Source organism: Shewanella submarina (assembly GCF_042646185.1).
In the GTDB taxonomy this organism is placed as follows: domain Bacteria; phylum Pseudomonadota; class Gammaproteobacteria; order Enterobacterales; family Shewanellaceae; genus Shewanella; species Shewanella corallii.
The window spans coordinates 65,386-84,559 of record NZ_JBHRTD010000014.1; the positions used below are offsets into that span (position 1 = coordinate 65,386).

Consider the following 19,174-nt stretch of genomic DNA (forward strand, 5'->3'; position numbering starts at 1 on the left):
CTATAGTGGATAAAACTTCATCAGGGTAGGGGTTGTTTCTCAATGCCGGATGAGATGGGATTTAAGTGATATCAACAGCAGTAGGTGCGCAGGATGGCTAATTATTTCAACACTTTGAGTTTACGTCAGCAACTGTCCCAATTGGGCCAGTGTCGCTTTATGGATAAAGACGAGTTCAGCAAGGGCTGTGACTATATCAAGGACTGGAATATTGTCGTGCTCGGCTGTGGTGCTCAGGGGTTGAACCAGGGCCTGAACATGCGCGACTCCGGCCTGAATATCTCCTATGCCTTGCGTGCCGAGGCGATTGCCGAGAAGCGGGCATCCTGGCAGCGTGCCACTGAAAATGGGTTTAAAGTGGACAGCTTTGAAGAGCTGATCCCCCAGGCCGATCTGGTGCTGAATCTGACGCCTGACAAGCAACACACCAATGTGGTGAATGCCGTTATGCCACTGATGAAGCAGGGCGCTACCCTGTCTTACTCCCACGGTTTCAACATAGTGGAAGAGGGCATGCAGGTACGTCCGGATATCACTGTGGTCATGGTGGCACCCAAGTGTCCGGGTACCGAAGTGCGTGAAGAGTATAAGCGCGGTTTCGGTGTACCGACGCTGATCGCAGTGCACCCTGAAAACGATCCCAATGGCGATGGCTTTGAGATCGCCAAGGCTTATGCCAGTGCCACAGGTGGTGACCGCGCCGGTGTATTACACTCCTCCTTTATCGCCGAAGTGAAATCAGATTTGATGGGTGAGCAGACCATTCTGTGCGGCATGCTGCAAACAGGTGCCATTCTGGGGTACGACAAGATGGTGGCTGAGGGTGTAGAGCCCGGCTATGCCGCCAAGCTGATCCAACAGGGTTGGGAGACTGTGACCGAAGCCCTGAAGCACGGTGGTATCAGCCATATGATGGACAGGCTGTCGAACCCGGCCAAGATTGCTGCCTTTGAACTGGCTGAAGAGCTGAAAACCCAGCTGCAGCCTCTGTTTGAAAAGCATATGGATGACATCATCAGCGGCGAGTTCTCCCGTACCATGATGGCCGATTGGGCCAATGACGATGCCAATCTGCTGCGCTGGAGAGCCGAGACCAATGAGACTGGTTTTGAATGTGCGCCCAAATATGATGGCCACATCGATGAGCAGGAGTACTTCGACAAAGGCATCTTCCTGGTCGCCATGATCAAAGCTGGCGTTGAGCTGGCGTTCGATACCATGGTGGAAGCCGGCATCATCGAAGAGTCAGCCTACTATGAGTCGCTGCATGAAACACCGCTGATCGCCAACACCATTGCCCGTAAGCGTTTGTACGAGATGAACGTGGTGATTTCAGACACCGCAGAGTATGGCTGTTACCTGTTCAACCATGCGGCTGTACCACTGCTGCGGGAGTTTGTGAACAAGATGCCATCCGAGTATCTGGGAGGCGGCCTTAAGTCTGACTCCAACCAGGTGGACAATGTGCGTCTGATTGAAGTGAATCAGGCCATCCGTAACACAGCCGTTGAATTTATCGGTGAAGAGCTGCGCGGTTATATGACTGACATGAAGCGTATCTCTGCCGCGGAATAATCGCCGCAGAATAGCGAATATGGGGGCCTGTTTCCTTAGCCACAGAAACAGGTTCCCAGCCTCACGGCTTAAGGCAGCAATGTTGAATCTTTTTTGACTTGAGAGAAAAGACAGCGATTAGTGGTTGTGTTTTTCAGCAGCAGTATGCTATTGCTTAAAAGGTATTCACTCGATATCCCTCATGGTGAGCGGCTATCGACACTGAACCAAAGAATTCAAGGAATCTGTCAACGCATGTTTAACCTTTTGCCGGCCCCAATCACAACAGCAGCTTCGCTGGTCCTAGTGATTATTACCGTGGTGATTATTAAGTCACAGCGGGGGCGGCTTATGGCCAGTTGACAGCCGAAAGGCGAATAAAACGTCAACCCCCCGCTCCGAAAGGACCGGGGGGTTTTTTTGTTATCAGGGCAATGGAAAAAATGACAGAGACAAAGCAGGAACAAGAGCAGGACAGCCAGACGAAACAGACCCGGGGCGCCGATGCTGTGGTTAAGGTGCTGGCTGCTCACGGGGTAGACAGGGTATTTGGTTATCCAGGCGGCGCCATTATGCCCATCTACGACGCTCTGTATGACGGTGAGGTGGAGCATGTACTCACCCGTCATGAGCAGGGGGCAGCATTCGCAGCCGTAGGTTACGCCAGAGCCAGTGGTAAAACCGGCGTTTGTCTGGCTACATCCGGTCCCGGTGCCACCAACCTGATCACTGCCCTGGCCGATGCTCTGCTGGATTCTGTCCCGGTGGTAGCCATTACTGGCCAGGTTCCTTCCTCCCTTATCGGTACCGACGCTTTTCAGGAAATCGATGTACTGGGCCTGTCACTCTCCTGCACCAAACACAGCTTTATGGTCACCTCTGTTGATGAGCTTATCCCCACCCTGTATCAGGCCTTTGAACTGGCTGCAGAAGGCCGCCCCGGCCCTGTGCTGGTGGATATTCCCAAGGACATTCAGGTTGCCGCCATGGAGTATCGCCGTCCTTTGCAGCCAGTTACGGCTTTGCCTGCTGCGGCGCAAACTGATCTCGATAAAGCCAGAGCCCTGCTGGCAGAGGCCAAATGCCCTATGGCCTATATTGGTGGTGGCGTTGGCATGGCAGGTGCGGTTGAGCCACTGCGCCGGTTTCTGGATCAAACCCAGATGCCGTCAGTGTGCACCCTTAAAGGTTTGGGTACTGTGCCCGGCGATGATGACCTGTATCTGGGCATGTTGGGGATGCACGGCCTGAAAGCCGCCAATCTGGCGGTACAGGAGTGCGATCTCCTGTTGGTTGTAGGCGCTCGCTTCGATGACAGGGTGACCGGCAAACTGGCTACTTTCGCTCCCAATGCCAAAGTGATCCATTTGGATATTGATGCTGCTGAGCTGGGCAAACTGCGCCAGCCGGATGTGGCGATCGCTGCCGATCTCTGTGAAGTACTGCCGGCTTTGGCTGGCGATCTGGATATCCAGCCATGGCGGGACCAGATAAGCGCATTGAAAGCTGAGCACAGTTGGGACTATGACCATCCAGGTGAGCTGGTTTATGCCCCGGCCATGCTGAAAAGTCTGTCTGAAAAGCTGCCCAAGGATAGTGTGGTTGCCTGTGATGTTGGTCAGCATCAGATGTGGGTGGCCCAGCATATGCAGTTTCGCCGCCCTGAAGATAACCTCTCAAGTGCCGGACTCGGCACCATGGGGTTTGGCCTGCCGGCGGCTATTGGCGCTCAGTTTGCACGCCCCAATGCCACCGTTGTGGCTGTGTCCGGTGATGGCTCTTTCATGATGAATGTACAGGAGCTGGCCACCATCAAACGTATGGGACTGCCGGTGAAGATCCTGCTGCTCAATAATCAGAAGCTGGGCATGGTAAAGCAGTGGCAGCAGCTGTTTTTCGACGGCCGCCTGTCTGAGACAGACCTGTCTGATAACCCGGATTTTCTGTTGATGGCATCCGCCTTCAATATCCCGGGTCGCAGCATATCCAAAGCCGAAGAGGTGAACGAGGCTCTGGATGAGATGCTGTCGACCCCGGGCCCTTTTATGTTGCACGTCGCCATTGATGATGGCTTTAACGTCTGGCCCCTGGTTCCCCCCGGCGCCGCCAATAATGAAATGCTCGATAAGATGGAGGATAAGTGATGATGCATTCGCTGGAGTTGGAAGTGAGCCGCAGGCCTGAGGTGTTGGAACGTGTGCTGCGGGTGACACGTCACAGAGGATTCAGAGTGACTAATATGCAGATGCGTGAGCAGGGAGAGAACACCTTGCTTGCCATCACAGTTGAAGCGGAGCGGGCGATAGAACTGCTCAGCAACCAGCTGACCAAGTTGGTAGATGTTAACCTGTGTGTCATCAAAGCGCAGGAAGCCGCCAGACAGGCAGCTCGATAAGAATTATTGCAGTAGGAAGGAAACCAGATGCCAAAGTTAAGATCAGCAACCAGCACCCAGGGACGTAACATGGCCGGAGCCCGCGCATTGTGGCGCGCCACCGGGGTGAAGGATTCCGATTTCGGCAAGCCCATTATTGCCATTGCCAACTCCTTTACCCAATTTGTACCCGGCCATGTGCACCTTAAAGATATGGGGGCGCTGGTGGCTGGCGCTATCGAAGAGGCCGGTGGTATTGCTAAAGAGTTCAACACCATAGCGGTGGATGATGGTATCGCCATGGGTCACAGCGGCATGCTGTATTCCTTGCCCTCCAGAGAACTTATCGCCGACAGCGTGGAGTATATGGTCAATGCCCACTGCGCCGATGCGCTGGTATGTATCTCCAACTGCGACAAGATCACACCCGGCATGCTGATGGCGGCGCTGCGACTGAATATCCCTGTGGTATTTGTATCCGGTGGCCCCATGGAAGCGGGTAAAACCAAGCTGTCTGACAAGCTGATCAAACTGGATCTGGTGGATGCCATGGTAGCGGCAGCTGACGATCGCATCAGTGATGAAGACTCCGAAAAAATTGAGCGCAGTGCCTGTCCGACCTGTGGTAGCTGCTCCGGCATGTTTACTGCCAATTCCATGAACTGTCTGACCGAGGCTCTGGGCTTATCGCTGCCGGGCAACGGCTCCCTGCTGGCGACCCATGCCGACCGTCGTGAACTGTTCCTGGAAGCCGGGCGCAGGGTAATGGCGTTGGCGACACGTTACTACCAACAGGATGATGAGTCGGTGCTGCCCCGCAATATCGCCAACTTCCGAGCCTTTGAAAATGCCATGACGCTGGATATCGCCATGGGTGGTTCCTCCAATACCGTATTGCACCTGCTGGCAGCGGCCCAGGAAGCGCAAGTCGACTTCACCATGGATGATATCGATCGCCTGTCACGCAAGGTGCCGCATCTGTGCAAGGTGGCGCCCGCCACCCCCAAATATCATATGGAAGATGTGCACAGGGCCGGCGGCGTGATGGGGATTCTGGGGGAGCTTAACCGGGCTGGGCTGTTGCATGCCGATGTAGGTCATGTGGCGCTGGACGATGGTGATCTGAGCCAGTTGCTGTCCCGTTTTGATGTGGCCGTCTCTCAGGATAAGTCTGTGCAGGAGATGTATCGTGCAGGCCCTGCCGGCATTCCGACTACCCAGGCTTTCAGTCAGGATTGCCGTTGGGACACTTTGGATGTGGATCGCCGCGAAGGCTGTATCCGCAGCCGCGAATTTGCTTTCAGTCAGGATGGTGGCCTTGCCGTGCTGTCGGGCAATATCGCTGAGAACGGCTGCATAGTGAAAACAGCCGGGGTGGATGAGTCCAACCTGACTTTCCGCGGTACAGCCCGGGTTTATGAGAGTCAGGATGATGCGGTGGCTGGCATTCTTGGCGGCGAAGTGGTTGCCGGTGATGTGGTGGTGATCCGCTACGAAGGCCCCAAAGGTGGCCCGGGGATGCAGGAGATGCTGTATCCCACCAGTTACCTCAAGTCCAAAGGTCTTGGCACCCAGTGTGCGTTGATCACTGACGGTCGTTTCTCCGGTGGTACCTCAGGTTTGTCCATTGGTCATGTTTCACCTGAAGCAGCATCCGGCGGCACCATTGCCCTGATTGAAAACGGCGATCCCATTGCCATTGATATCCCCAGCCGGGGTATCACGCTGGAGGTCAGCGAGGCTGAGCTGGCCAGTCGCCGTGAAGCAATGGAAGCCAAAGGCCCGTTGGCCTGGAAACCGCTGGCCCGGGTCCGTCCAGTGTCTTTGGCGCTGAAGGCTTATGCCATGTTGGCGACCAGTGCTGACAAGGGCGCGGTGAGAGATGTCAAAAAGCTGGAGGAAAGCTGATGCTGGCGCTGGCCAAGGAGTCTCATTTGAATCTTGCCAACTATTATCTGCAGCGGATCTTAAGGGCGCGGGTGTATGACATCGCCAAAGTGACGCCGCTCTCTGCCATGGACAAGCTGTCGGCCCGACTGGGCTGTCAGGTGTTTCTCAAGCGGGAAGATATGCAGCCGGTGCACTCCTTTAAGCTCAGGGGCGCTTACAACCGTATTGCGGCGCTCAGTGAGTCTGAATGTCAGCGGGGCGTGGTATGCGCCTCAGCGGGCAATCATGCTCAGGGGGTGGCCTTGTCAGCCTCCAGCCGTGGCATCTCTGCGGTGATCGTGATGCCGACGACGACGCCGGATATTAAGGTCGATGCGGTGCGCCGTCGTGGCGGCACTGTGGTGCTTCATGGTCAGTCATTCGATATGGCCAATGATCATGCCAAGTCTCTGGCCGAGCAAGATGGACGGGTTTATATCGCGCCATTTGATGATGAAGCCGTGATTGCCGGGCAGGGCACTGTCGCTCAGGAGATGTTGCAACAGCAGCAAGATCTGCAGGCTGTGTATGTGCCGGTTGGCGGTGGCGGTCTGGTGGCGGGGATTGCTGCTTACTACAAAGCTGTGATGCCTGAAGTGAAGGTGATTGCCGTTGAGCCGGAAGATGCAGCCTGCCTGAAAGCGGCGATGGAGGCTGGAGAGCCTGTCACCCTGCCTCAGGTAGGCCTGTTTGCCGACGGTGTGGCGGTAAAGCGTATCGGTGAAGAAACCTTCCGCCTGGCGCAGGCTTTTGTGGATGAGGTGGTCACTGTCAGCTCTGATGAGATCTGCGCTGCGGTGAAAGATATCTTTGAAGATACCCGTGCCATTGCTGAGCCTGCGGGGGCTCTTGCGCTGGCGGGACTGAAGAAACACGCCCAGGTTCAGTCACAAGAGCAGCCATCAAAAGTAGCGGCCATTCTCAGCGGCGCCAATGTAAATTTCCACAGCCTGAGATATGTCTCCGAGCGCTGTGAACTGGGCGAGCAGAAAGAAGCCGTACTGGCGGTCAAGGTACCTGAGCAGCCAGGTAGTTTCCTGCGTTTTTGTGAGCAGTTGGGTAATCGTGCCATTACCGAATTTAATTACAGGTTCAGCGGCCGGGACGGCGCAGTGGTGTTTGCCGGTATTCGCTTAAGTGGCGGTCAACAGGAGCTGGAACAGATAGTCGCCAGTCTGACTGAATTGGGTTTTGGGGTGCAGGACTTGTCCGACGATGAAACCGCCAAACTGCATGTGCGCTATATGGTGGGCGGCCGCCCACCTGAATCATTGCAGGAGCGCCTGTTCAGCTTCGAGTTCCCGGAGCATCCTGGCGCACTTCTTAAGTTTCTGTCTACGTTCAGGAACAAGTGGAATATCAGCCTGTTCCATTATCGGAACCATGGCGCAGCCTTTGGCCGGGTGCTGGTGGGCTTTGAGATCCCCGAGCAGGATGGGCTCAAGTTTCAACAGTTTTTGAATGAGTTGGGGTTTGTTTACCAAGAAGAAACCTCAAGCCCCGCCTACCGCTTATTTTTAACTTAGGGCAGTGGATCTTTTTCATCAATACTGCGTTATCGGTTGCTCGTGTAGCGCTGCTACACGTCGCAACCTCTGGCCTTGTCTTGAAGAAAAATCTCTCACTGCTGGTTAGGTGAAGAAATTTTTGGGAAAGGCTTTGTTTGAAAAACCAAAAGCCAAAAGCCAAAAGCCAAAAGCCAAAATCGGCTTATTAGAGCAATGGGAGATACCCATCAGTAACTCCCTTTGCTTCAGGTTATTTTCTTAAGAGAATAGAGTGGGCTTCTATCTTGTATATACAAGTTTGCTTGCCAAACTTTTTGAGGGTTCAAAGTTAGCCTAAAGCAGGGGCTGACAGTCTGTGTGAATGTGTTAACTTAACACCTTGAGTGATAACTCTAAATTCGGCAGATGTCTGCCAGGTTCAAGGAGATCGACATGATTGCTGCACCCAAGTTTCCGCCATTTAATCCTCCCCGCCGTATCTTAATGGGGCCGGGTCCTTCCGATGTGTATCCTGAAGTGCTGGCGGCGCAGTCGAAACCTACTGTCGGTCACCTGGATCCTCTGTTTGTTGGCATGATGGATGAGCTGAAAGCGCTGATCCAATATGCCTTCCAAACTGAAAATGAAGTCACAGTTGCCGTGTCTGCTCCCGGCAGCGCAGGTATGGAAACTTGCTTTGTTAATCTGGTAGAGCCGGGTGACAAGGTAGTGGTATGCCGTAATGGCGTGTTTGGTGAGCGTATGCGCCAGAACGTCGAGCGTTGCGGTGGCGAAGTGGTGATGGTGGATAATGAGTGGGGTGAGCCTGTCGATCTGGCCGAAGTTGAGGTGGCGCTGCATGCTAACCCGGATGCCAAATTCCTCGCTTTTGTGCATGCCGAAACCTCAACCGGTGCACTGTCTGACGCTAAAGGTCTGTGTGCGCTGGCCAGGGCTCATAACTGCCTGACGATAGTGGATGCAGTAACCTCTCTGGGGGGCGTTGAGCTGAGAGTCGATGAGTGGGGCATTGATGCTATCTATTCCGGTTCCCAGAAGTGTCTGTCCTGCGTACCCGGCTTGTCGCCTGTGTCGTTCTCGCCTGCGGCGGTAGAGAAGATTAAGGCCCGCAAGACGCCGGTGCAGAGCTGGTTTTTGGATCAGACTCTGGTGATGGGGTATTGGAGTGGTGATGGCAAACGCAGCTATCACCATACAGCACCTGTGAATGCGCTTTATGCCCTGCATGAGTCCCTGCGTTTGCTCGCCAATGAAGGGCTGGAAAATGCCTGGGCCCGTCACCGTGAAATGCATGAACTGCTGAAAGCCGGGCTGGAAAAGCTGGGACTGGAATTTGTTGTGGAAGAAGCGAGTCGCCTGCCTCAGCTGAACGCTGTCTATATTCCGAATGGTGTGGATGACGGCGCAGTGCGTAAGCAACTGCTGGAGCAGTATAACCTTGAGATTGGCGCTGGTCTGGGTGCCCTTGCCGGTAAAGCCTGGCGTATCGGCCTGATGGGCTTCGGTGCCCGCCGTGAAAACATCGCTCTGTGCCTGCGGGCGCTGGAAGATGTGTTGAATTAAGCTGTTACAGCAGACTCGAGCCAAAAGGGTTGGCTCGAGTCTTTTTACTGGGTATGCCTGCTGAGTACATTTATTTTATCAGCTGGATTTGTGTTGAATGCTTTGGAGGGTGATTTTCGTTTACGCCACCACAGGTAGAGGCCGGTAAAGCCCAACACCAGGGGCATTGCACCCAGTAAACACCAGACCAGTTTACTGGCCAGACCGGCGAATGTACCAAAGTGCAATGCTCTGAAGCTGTCATCCAGCACAAAGTACCAGGCCCTTTCCCGCACATCCCAATAGGTCTGAAGCTCACCACTATCCGGGGTAAAACTCACCATATTCGCATAGTCACTGTAAAAGGGATTGTTGCTCTGAATCCGCCCGTAAATCATAAGCGGCACACCGGGTTCATAGGCGAGTACCAGATAGGTAGGCTCGAAGCTTTTTATGGTATCGCTGGCCTGTTGCATCAGCGTATTGATGGACAGTTTTTGATTGTACAGAGGTTGCTGCAACACATAAGGTGAGGCGCTGTGTTCCTCAATTTCATGGAGCAGATGCAGTACATTCCAGTAACCACCGGTAAAGCTCAATATCAAGAGCACCGGAGCGGACCAGACGCCTGCCAACTTGTGTATTGAGGAGTACTGTTTACGTTTATCTTTACTCAGTTTGAGGGCAAAAAGCTGGCGCCAGAATTTGCGATGCATCATCAGTCCGCTGATCGCCAGATACAGCATAATGAGTGATGAGAGCAGGCCTATGATCAGACCCGAGGTATCCAACAACAGATTATGGTGGAGCTCAAGCAACCAGTCTGTCAGGTAGTGATGCAGCGGTACCGGCTGGCTCAGTGCTTCACCCGTATAGGGATTGAGAAATACTTTGAACCAATCAAAGCTGCCACGCTTGATCAGGTAAACCCTGTCCGCGGTTTCACCATCCTGAAATAGCTCCCAGGTCCCGACTTCGTACTCCGGCAGCTGAGTTTTCATCTGCAGCAGCAGGGTATCGATATTAAGCCGCTGGCCGGTTTCACTGATGCTGACTTTATCTGGCATCAACAGGCTGTCGAGTTGGTGTTTGAACACCAGAATACTGCCGCTGACGGCAATTAAAATAATGGGCAAAAAAGCCAGTAAGGCCAGCAATTTGTGCCACTTAAACCAGAGTCTGGACATGGTTGTTCTTCCGCTAAGAGGTTTACAGACGCGATAAAGGCCGGCCTGTCACTGGCGTAGTCTCATCAAAAGCGATATTTCACATTGCCGGTGATGGTTCGGCGTTGACCATAAAAGCAGTCGCCGCGGAACAAACAGCTGGTAATCACAGTTTCATCTTCCAGATTGTCCACATTCAGACTCAAATCAAATGCCCCAATTTCATAACCAATCATAAAGTCATACAGGTCATAACTTTCTGTGGTCAGTGGGGTGTTTACCTGTACGCCATTCAGCACCACTTCGGCGCTGCCGTCAGAGGTCTCGCCGACAAAGCGGTAACCTGCACCAACCTTGAAGCCTGGTAGCAGATCTGCCGGGCGCCAGGTGGCCCAAACTGAGAGCATATTATCGGGCATGGCTTCCAATCGCCCCCCCTGAGCACCTAAGGTGTCTTTGACCTTTTCTGTGTCTGTGTAGGCATAGCTGGCGTATACATCTACCTGTTCCCATTCCAGCTGGGCTTCCAGTTCAAAGCCGCGGATTTCGACTTCACCTGTCAGGCTGGTATTACCCAGGGGATCGGTATAAGGCTTGTTCTTCTCTGTGATGTCATACACTGCAGCCGTAATAAGGTGGCTGGTGCCTGCCGGTTGATACTTGATCCCTAACTCGATCTGATCGCCTTTGAGCGGATCAAGTGCCACGCCATTGGCTGTATCCAGCTGAGGCGCAAACGACTGTGCATAACTGATGTAGGGTGACAGACCATTATCGAATGCATACATCAGACCGGCACGGCCGGTTGTTGCATCATCGGACACAGATTGTTGAGTCGGGCTGCCGGGTTCAGATTTGACCCAGTCCTGGCGCATAGCCAGGCTTAGGACCCAGCGGTTCCATTTGATGGAGTCCTGCACATAAAAGCCCAACTGGCGTTGCTTATTGGATGGGCTATCGGGGATATCGTCATCGCTGGGGAAGGCTGTCGGTACTTTGCCGTATTCAGGGTTGTAAATGTCCAGCAAACCTCCTGCACTAACTAAAAACAGGCGATCTGTATCCAGAGTCGCTTGCTGATAGTCCAATCCGGATGACAGGTTATGGCTTAAGCTGCCGGTGTCAAAAGCCCAACGTAGCTGCAGATCAGAGGTGAATGATTCGGCGCTGTTATCGCTCATAAAGATAGCGCGACTGATATACCTGTCCTCCACCAGAGCAAATGGATAACCGAACATGGAGCGGTACTCGGCGTCGCTGTCGCTATAACGGCTGGACCAATTCAATTCCAGGTTATCGGTCAACTGCTGCTCGAGCAGTACCGTGATGGTGGATTGCTTGACGTCATAACGGTCATAACCCGGTTCGCTGACAAAGCGTTCGCTGGGGATCTGGCCGTTGGGCGCAGGCAGGCGAGTGCCCACATGGGGAAAAAACTGAGTACTGGAGCCGGTTTCATTCTTCTGGAAGTTGGTCAGCAGCGTCAGTCTGGTGTCATCTGTGATGTACCAGCTCAATGCTGGTGAGATAAAGTAACTGTCATCTTTGACAAAATCGGTTTGGGTTTCAGAATCCCGGTACAAACCGGTAAGACGGTAAAGCAGAGTGGCATCTTCATCTATGGCGCCGGTTACATCGCCGGCCAGTTGCACTCGGTCATAGTTACCCACCTGAGCCCAGAGTTCGCCAGCAGTTTCAGCCTTGGGGCGTTTGGTGACCAGGTTGATGATACCGCCGGTGGAGCCTTGTCCGTATAGTACTGAAGAGGGGCCTTTGAGGATCTCAATCTGCTCCAGCATATAGGGGTTGGCGCGAGTGTTGTTGTAATTACCAAACAGAGTTTGTAAACCGTCTTGATAAGTCAGGGGAGCCACACCACGGATTTGTGCCCAGTCACCCCGGGTATCAACACCAAAGGGGCCATTGTAGACGCCAGCCACAAACCCCAAAGCATCCTGAATGGTTTCAGCCCCGAGATCTTCAATTCGTTTTTCAGTTAGTACAGATACTGACACCGGTGTTTCGACCACTGGTACACTGTTTTTGGCCGCAGAAGCGCTGACGTAGGAGATAATGCCCCTGGGACTGACCTCAATAATCTCCATCTCAGGCTCTTCAGTCTGCTCTTTAGCTGTGACACCGAGGCTGACTCCTGTGGACAGTAGGGCCACCCATATTTTGTTGTGGTTGAACAGTTTGGCTAGCATCATCAACTCCCTGTGAAATTGTCACAATTGTTAAAATTGAAGGCATACTAGATCGAATGAAAACTATTCTCAATGGTGATTGATAATTATTATCATTCTGGTGTGATTAAACCAGGGTGTCAGGTTGATGACTTTGTTGTGTATTAAGCTGGGGTCAGCGAGGTGGGGAAGGCAATTTAGCTTGGTCTTTTGTATGAAGCCCCATGCCGGAGTCGGTGGAATAAAAAGCCCGCAGTTGCGGGCTTTTTGTTGAGTGGCTTGCTGGACGTTGGATTCAAGCAGTGAGCGCTTTTATCTGCTGTCGCGTGAATCTCGTTTACGCCAGTTCCAGCAGGCGTTTGGCGACCTTGTAGCTGTCGACAAACGAAGGGATAGGCAGGAACTCATACTTGCTGTGGAAGTTATGGGCGCCGGTAAAGAAGTTAGGGGTAAACAGTCCCATGGCTGACAGGGCTGAGCCGTCGGTGCCGCCACGCATAGGGATGGTTTTGGCCGGGATCTCCAGATCCTTAAGCGCCTGATACAGGTTATCCAGTGCGGAGGTGTCTTCACCCATGGCCTGAGCAATATTGCTGTAGACGTCGGTCAGGGTAAGTTCAATCTCGGCTTTAGGATGCTTTTGGCGCAGGAAGGTCAGCAGATTCTGCAGGTAAGCTTTACGCCCTTCATAGCTGTCAGCATCGAAGTCGCGGATCGCCACCGATACTTGAGCCTGATTCTGATTGCCACTGATATCTGTTACCCAGAAGTAACCTTCGCGCCCTTCGGTCAGTTCTGGCCGCCCCATATCCTGCACCATGGCGATAAAGTCAGCCACCACCAGGTTTGGGTTAACCAGCACATTCTTGGCACTCATTGGGTGGGCGGTAATGCCCTTTACATCCAGGCGGGCGCTGCCGGCATTGAAGGTTTCGAATATCACTTCGCCGCGCTCACAGCAGTCAATGGTGTAGCAGTGCTCAACCGGAAACAGCTCCAGCGGCATCACCTTGGCACCGCGCAGCCCAATCTCTTCATCCGGTACGAAACCCAGGTAGATATCGCCGTGCTCAATCTCGCTGTCACTCAGCTCTTTAGCCAGCGACATCATCACGGCGATGGCGGCCTTGTTGTCCGCACCTAGCACACTGGTGCCATCGCTGAACAGGATCTCCTGCCCCAGATATTTGGCCAGCTCTGGGCATTCCTGCTCTGACAGCATAATGCCTTGCTCTGAATTCAGGCACAGTGGCTCGCCTTCATACCTGAGCAACTGCGGCTTGATATCCGGGCTTAACCCAACATCCACGGTATCCAGATGAGCGACAAAGCCCAGGGTTTTAGCGCCGGCTTTATTGCCTGGCAGTTTGGCAATCAAAATGCCTGAGTCCAGCAGTTGGGTCTGGGTATAACCCATTTCATTGAGGTCAGCCTGTAACTGTTTGGCCAGTTCCAGCTGACCCGGCGTTGATGGCAGGCTGTTGGCAGCAGCATCAGATTGGCTGCTGATGGCGATATAGCGACGGAAGTAATACAGCAAATTCTTTTCAGGTTTCATTACGGTTCCTTACTGACCGACATCAAGAGTAGGGGGATAGGTATACCCGCTGTTGAAGCCAAGGGGAATATCCAGACCCCAGAACAGATACAACATGGCGGTCAAAGCAATAAGCAGACCTACTGAATAGGGCACCATCATGGCGACCAAAGTGCCAATGCCCGACTGAGTGCAGTATCTCTGCATGTAGGAGATGATCAGTGGATAGAAGGCAAACATAGGAGTGCTGACGTTAATGGCACTGTCGGAAATACGGAAAGCCGCCTGAGTCAGCTCAGGAGACAGACCCACAGCCATCAGCATAGGCACCAATACCGGCGCCAGAATCGCCCACTTGGATGAAGCCGAGGTGATAATCAGATTCAAACAGGCGGTCAGCAGGATCACTCCAAGAATGGTCAGCTGGCCAGGCATATTCAAGGCTTTCAGCCCCTCAGCTCCGGACAGCGCAATCAGGCTACCGATATTGGACTGTCCAAAGCAGTAAAGGAACTGAGCACAGAAGAAGGCAAATACGATAAAAGAGATCAGCGAGCCGGTGATGCTCTCCATGGACTTGGTGATGTCTTTGGCTGAGGTAAAGGTTTTACTGACATAGCCATACACCAGACCGGGCAGGGCGAAGAACACCAACAACAGCGGCACAATCAGCTTCATCGCCGGCGCATCTGGGTGGGTCAATGAACCATCTGCTGCGCGGAACATGGAGTCAGTCGGCGCCATCAGGGCGATACAAAGCACAATCAGGCCCAGCAGGGTCAGGTTCGCCAGACGGAAGGCTTTGGTCTCGGCGCTGGTCAGCATGCCAGGGCTGGTTTCTTCCGGTCCTAATTCTTCAGGCGTAGTATCGACAGGCATGGTCTTGGCAAGACGCGGCTCAACAATCTTGTCTGTGGTGTACCAGCAGGTGGCGATGACAGCAAAGGTGGAAGCAACCGAATAGAAATAGTTACATAGCACGTTCACGCTGTAGCTGGGATCCAGTACATGAGCACCTGTCTCGGTAAAGCCTGCCAGAATAGGGTCAATAATGGATGGTGTATAAGAAGCGGTAAAGCCACCTGCCAGACCCGCAAAACCGGCGGCGATACCTGCCAGTGGGTGCTTGCCGGTTTTATAGAAGATATAGGCGGATACCGGCATCAGGATCACATAGGCCGAATCAGAGGCAACATGGGCCAGAATGCCAATAAAAATCACCGACGGTGTGACCGTCGACAAGGGCACCACAGACAATAACTTCTTCAGTGCCGTGGTGATATAGCCAGAGCCTTCGGCAATACCTATACCTAAAGTGGCAACAATCACTATACCCAGTGGCGGAAAGTTAACGAAGTTCTTCACCATGGAGCTGAACAGCCCCATCATGCCATCGGCACTGAGCAGGTTAACGACCCGGATAGGCTCCTGAGTCAGCGGATGCACATAGCCAAACTGAATATGGGACAGGGCCCATGAAAGGCCAATACAGATCAGGGTGGCGAAGAAAAACAGCATGGTGATATCCGGGATACGGTTACCCAGATGTTCAATTTTATCCAGCCAGGTGTTGGCCGGTTTGGGCGGGACAGAGGTGCCGACTGTCATGGAGGCTCCGGTGCATTATTAAGGTTATTGTTTGTGTTCAACAATAAAGCCCGTAAGCAACCGCAGACAATGGCTAATACAGTGATCCCGCAAGCAGTTCGGGCATGGCGGCTCACTGACTTTACATTCCAGATTATGAATAAACCAAATGATTACAATGGGATGACCTTATCTCATTGATGTCATACCCGTAGCACTATGTAACCGGAGAGGTTAATTCAACCGACACTCCTCGCATCCAAACAGCTTGGCGTGCATCCAGCAGCCGACGCAAAAGCCCATAACGGCTTCCAGCCAGGTCAGTACAAAGCAGATCCCCAGTACTGCCAGCAGCCACTCCACAGAGAAGTCGAGCATCCTGAATGCCAGACAGGTGATGCCCATAATAGCTCCCAAAGTCCAGGCGAACTGTTTAGGTTTAGCTGGCTTCCACAGAGGCGGGAGTCTCAATGTTATTGCTGTACCCAGGAGGCCAGACGGAGATAGGGGCGTCAGACCAAAGATAGCGGCAACCGTCATATCAAAAATGACATAAGGCCCAACATAGATGACCGGGTCCAGCTCAGGCCTCCACAAGAGTATGAATATGGTGACCATGGAAAGAATATTCAGCAGTCCGGCCCTTGCCCGTGTCGCTGTCTCGTTGACCCTGAGACCTGACTCACCTTCAAAGGATTGTCCCATGGCGAACATGGGCGAAGTAAAGAAGCTGTGTTTGTCCAACTGGCTCATAATTCTGTTCCCTGAATTGACCGACAAATTAAGTTTATGTCTGAAATTGCGTTTTGGCAGGACAGAGTCACACCTATGGCTGATAACACATGAGACCTTCTTACTAGTGAGTAGCGCTATATTTGAATGCAATCCAAGATGTAACTGTTTGTTTCAGTCGCGAGAGGACTTGAGTTTAGTTTATTTGGTCCTTGTTTTTATCTATTTATTAGTCCTGTAATTATCTGATTTAAATGGTTTTGACTTTGTTTTTGTGAGCTTTTCGCACCTTCTTACTACCTCTTTTATACCCAGGTTCAGAGGTGCTTTGCTGGCTGTCTGTTTTCTTGAAAAACAGATTAGAGTGGCTAAGCGGCAGTATCATTCACTTCGCCTGTTCTGGCATTTATCTGTGTCGTTTGTTTGCCATTTACTTGCATTGACTGTCCGTATTTGGGGTTGGTGTAGTTTGGTGTCTGACTAGGGAGTTTTCGCATCTTCCCCATTCGCTGAATATTCAGGATATTGACGAGGATGTTATGGATTTCAAAAAAATTACTTACGCCATGGGCTTGGCTGGCTTGCTCTGTAGTGCCGGAGCTATGGCCAGTTCGCCTTTGTCTTTCTCTAAATCCGAGGTCGGTGGCCAGCCAAAGGTGATGCAGATGCCTGGCTTGGATAACGCCAAACTCAGGCAGAGAGAAGAAGTAAACCGGGCAATGAACCCAAGAGATTATGTGCTGCAGTTTGCTGAGCCTCTTAAAGTTTCTTTGTCTCCGGACAAGTGGCAGAAAGTACGGGTAGTTAACGAAGGTAAGGCGAGCGAAATGTCAGTTTGGCGTATGCAAATTACCTCTGCAGGCGCGCTTTCGCTTAACTTTGGTTTTACTCAGTTCGATATGCCGGAAGGCGGTTCCCTGCATATCTATACTCCGGATCGCAGCCAGCGCATTCGCGCATTTACCGCGGCAGATAATGATGCCCATGGCCAGTTGTGGACACCTATGCTGGCTGGTGACAGTGCCATTATTGAAGTGAATGTTCCTGCGCACAAAGAGAAGCAACTTAAGCTTGAACTGACTTCGGTTAACCATGGTTATCTGGGAGCCAGTGTAAAAGATATCTTCGAAACCCTTTCCGGCGCCTGTAACGTGGATGTGGTTTGTCCAGCCGGTGATGACTGGCGGGATCAGATCCGCTCGGCTGCGGCAATCAGTCTGGGGGGCTCTCGTTTCTGTTCAGGTGGTGCACTGAATAACACAGCCAATGATGGCCGTGCATTCTTCCTGACCGCTTATCACTGCGGCATCAATGCTGGTAATGCAGCTTCACTGGTGACCTATTGGAACTTCGAAAACAGCTATTGCCGTGATCCTGGCAGCAGTGACAGTGGTGGTCAGGGTGATGGGACGCTGGATCAGTTTAATACAGGTTCTATATTCCGTGCCGGTTACTCACCTTCTGATATGACTTTGGTGGAGTTGGATGACCCATTTGACCCAGCCCATAATGTCTTCCTGGCGGGGTGGAATGCCAACGACGAAACTTCTAGTTCTGCCGTAGCGATTCACCATCCCAATGTGGATGAGAAACGCATCAGCTTTGAAAATGAAGCCACAACCATTACATCCTATGGTGGTAACTCCAGTCCGGGTGACAGCACCCACATTCGTGTTATTGACTGGGATCTGGGGACAACTGAAGGTGGCTCATCCGGCTCCCATCTGTTTGACCAGAATAAGCGGGTTATCGGTCAGCTTCATGGTGGTGGTGCAGCCTGTGGTAACGATCTTTCTGATTGGTATGGTCGAATCCACACCTCATGGAATGGCGGAGGTACAGCCAGTACCCGTCTGAGCACCTGGTTGGATGCCGCCGGTACCGGCGAGATGGCGATCGATGGTATGAATGCCACAGATCCCGGTGATAACCAGTTGCCTGTCGTTAATGCCAATGGCCCTTATCTGGCATTTGTTGATTCGCCGGTTAACTTCTCCAGCGCTGGAACCGAAGATCCCGATGGCACAGTCGTTAGCCTGGAGTGGGACTTTGGTGATGGCAGTGACGTCAGCAGCGAAGCCAATCCATCCCATGTGTACTCGGCCAAAGGCAACTATGAGGTGTCTTTGAAAGCCACTGATGATGACGATGCATCAAGAACGGTATTTACTCAGGCAAATGTGTTTGATCCCACTCAGGATGAGCTGATGAATGGCGTGGCCAAAACCGGCTTGAGTGGGGCTACCGGAGAGGAAACCTACTTCTATATGCAAGTGCCTTCCGGTGCCACCAACCTACAGTTTGTGACTCAAGGTGATAACGGTGATGCGGACCTCTACGTTAGTCAGGGTCAGTTGCCTACAACCAGTAGTTTTGATTGTCGTTCCTGGTCTGGCAGCAGTAATGAGACCTGTAGCTTCCCAACACCGGAAGCCGGTACCTGGTACGTGATGGTTCGTGCCTATTCTGGCTACAGTGATCTGTCATTGACCGGTAGCTATGAAGGCGGGCAAACCAATGAGCCACCGGTTGCCGGGTTTGATGCCAGCTTCAGTGGTGCCTTGGGTAGCTTTACCAGCACCAGTACTGACTCTGATGGTTCAATTACCGATTGGAGCTGGGACTTTGGTGACGGCAATACAGGCTCGGGTGAAATGACCAGCCACACCTATGCGGCTTCCGGCAACTATACGGTTACTCTGACAGTAACCGATGATGGCGGAGCACAGGACAGCGACTCCCAGAGCTTTGATGTCACAGTACCTGATGCCAATATAGACCTGCAGATTGGCAAGGTACTTAAGTCACGTCGTGGCAGCGTCAGGGTTTCTCTGAGCTGGGAAGGCAGCACTGGAGACTACACTGTCAGCCGTGACGGTGAGGAAGTGGGTACTACCGGCAGCACCCGTTACACCGACAGATTCCGTGTCAGTGGCAGTGATCCTGTGACTGTGACCTACAAGGTATGCGGTGCCGATGGCGGTTGTTCTGCTGAGGTCCCAGTGGTCATTGAGTAACGCTTTTCAACAGCAGTAATAAAGCAAAAGCCCCTGAGAACA

At 52.6% G+C, this 19,174-nt stretch carries 12 protein-coding genes; 7 read left to right on the forward strand and 5 right to left on the reverse strand.

Annotation, left to right across the window (positions count from 1 at the left end; translation table 11 throughout):
* The first annotated feature begins 93 nt into the window (after window positions 1-93).
* The 6 genes from ilvC (at window position 94) to ACFOE0_RS11660 (ending at window position 8,928) form a co-directional block, all read left to right on the forward strand.
* Window positions 94-1,575: a ketol-acid reductoisomerase gene (gene ilvC / locus ACFOE0_RS11635; protein ID WP_248937464.1), complete on the forward strand. Its 1,482-nt coding sequence runs from the start codon at window positions 94-96 to the stop codon at window positions 1,573-1,575.
* A 422-nt stretch (window positions 1,576-1,997) separates the two neighbouring features.
* Complete coding sequence (ilvG, locus tag ACFOE0_RS11640) at window positions 1,998-3,698, forward strand: acetolactate synthase 2 catalytic subunit (protein ID WP_248937465.1); 1,701 nt, start codon at window positions 1,998-2,000, stop codon at window positions 3,696-3,698.
* The gene (gene ilvM / locus ACFOE0_RS11645) at window positions 3,698-3,949 is read left to right on the forward strand and encodes an acetolactate synthase 2 small subunit (protein ID WP_248937466.1); all 252 of its coding nucleotides are present in this window, start codon (window positions 3,698-3,700) and stop codon (window positions 3,947-3,949) included. The genes ilvG and ilvM overlap by 1 nt, the downstream gene beginning before the upstream one ends.
* A gap of 27 nt (window positions 3,950-3,976) precedes the next feature.
* A complete protein-coding gene (ilvD, locus tag ACFOE0_RS11650; protein ID WP_248937467.1) occupies window positions 3,977-5,836 on the forward strand; it encodes a dihydroxy-acid dehydratase in 1,860 nt (619 codons plus the stop codon).
* On the forward strand, window positions 5,836-7,383 hold the full coding sequence (gene ilvA, locus ACFOE0_RS11655; protein WP_248937468.1) for a threonine ammonia-lyase, biosynthetic: 1,548 nt from the start codon (window positions 5,836-5,838) through the stop codon (window positions 7,381-7,383). Before ilvD ends, ilvA begins: the two co-directional genes overlap by 1 nt.
* 414 nt (window positions 7,384-7,797) lie before the next feature.
* On the forward strand, window positions 7,798-8,928 hold the full coding sequence (locus ACFOE0_RS11660; RefSeq protein WP_248937469.1) for a pyridoxal-phosphate-dependent aminotransferase family protein: 1,131 nt from the start codon (window positions 7,798-7,800) through the stop codon (window positions 8,926-8,928).
* A 44-nt stretch (window positions 8,929-8,972) separates the two neighbouring features.
* Here ACFOE0_RS11660 and ACFOE0_RS11665 read toward each other — a convergent pair whose 3' ends face one another.
* From ACFOE0_RS11665 to ACFOE0_RS11685, 5 genes are all read right to left on the reverse strand, one after another.
* Window positions 8,973-10,094 (reverse strand): PepSY-associated TM helix domain-containing protein, encoded by a 1,122-nt coding sequence (locus ACFOE0_RS11665; protein ID WP_248937470.1) that lies wholly within the window; start codon window positions 10,092-10,094, stop codon window positions 8,973-8,975.
* A 65-nt stretch (window positions 10,095-10,159) separates the two neighbouring features.
* Window positions 10,160-12,283, reverse strand: coding sequence for a TonB-dependent siderophore receptor (locus ACFOE0_RS11670; protein WP_380712020.1), 2,124 nt, complete (start codon window positions 12,281-12,283; stop codon window positions 10,160-10,162).
* Window positions 12,284-12,596: 313 nt separating this feature from the next.
* On the reverse strand, window positions 12,597-13,817 hold the full coding sequence (gene pepT, locus ACFOE0_RS11675) for a peptidase T (RefSeq protein WP_248937472.1): 1,221 nt from the start codon (window positions 13,815-13,817) through the stop codon (window positions 12,597-12,599).
* 9 nt (window positions 13,818-13,826) lie between these two features.
* Window positions 13,827-15,404 carry an AbgT family transporter gene (locus tag ACFOE0_RS11680; RefSeq protein ID WP_248937473.1) on the reverse strand — a complete coding sequence of 526 codons (1,578 nt, stop codon included), beginning with the start codon at window positions 15,402-15,404 and terminating at the stop codon, window positions 13,827-13,829.
* Between the two features lie 213 nt (window positions 15,405-15,617).
* Window positions 15,618-16,136 (reverse strand): DUF4395 domain-containing protein, encoded by a 519-nt coding sequence (locus ACFOE0_RS11685; RefSeq protein WP_248937474.1) that lies wholly within the window; start codon window positions 16,134-16,136, stop codon window positions 15,618-15,620.
* A gap of 518 nt (window positions 16,137-16,654) precedes the next feature.
* Here ACFOE0_RS11685 and ACFOE0_RS11690 point away from each other — a divergent pair.
* On the forward strand, window positions 16,655-19,132 hold the full coding sequence (locus tag ACFOE0_RS11690; protein WP_248937475.1) for a PKD domain-containing protein: 2,478 nt from the start codon (window positions 16,655-16,657) through the stop codon (window positions 19,130-19,132).
* Window positions 19,133-19,174: the final 42 nt, after the last annotated feature.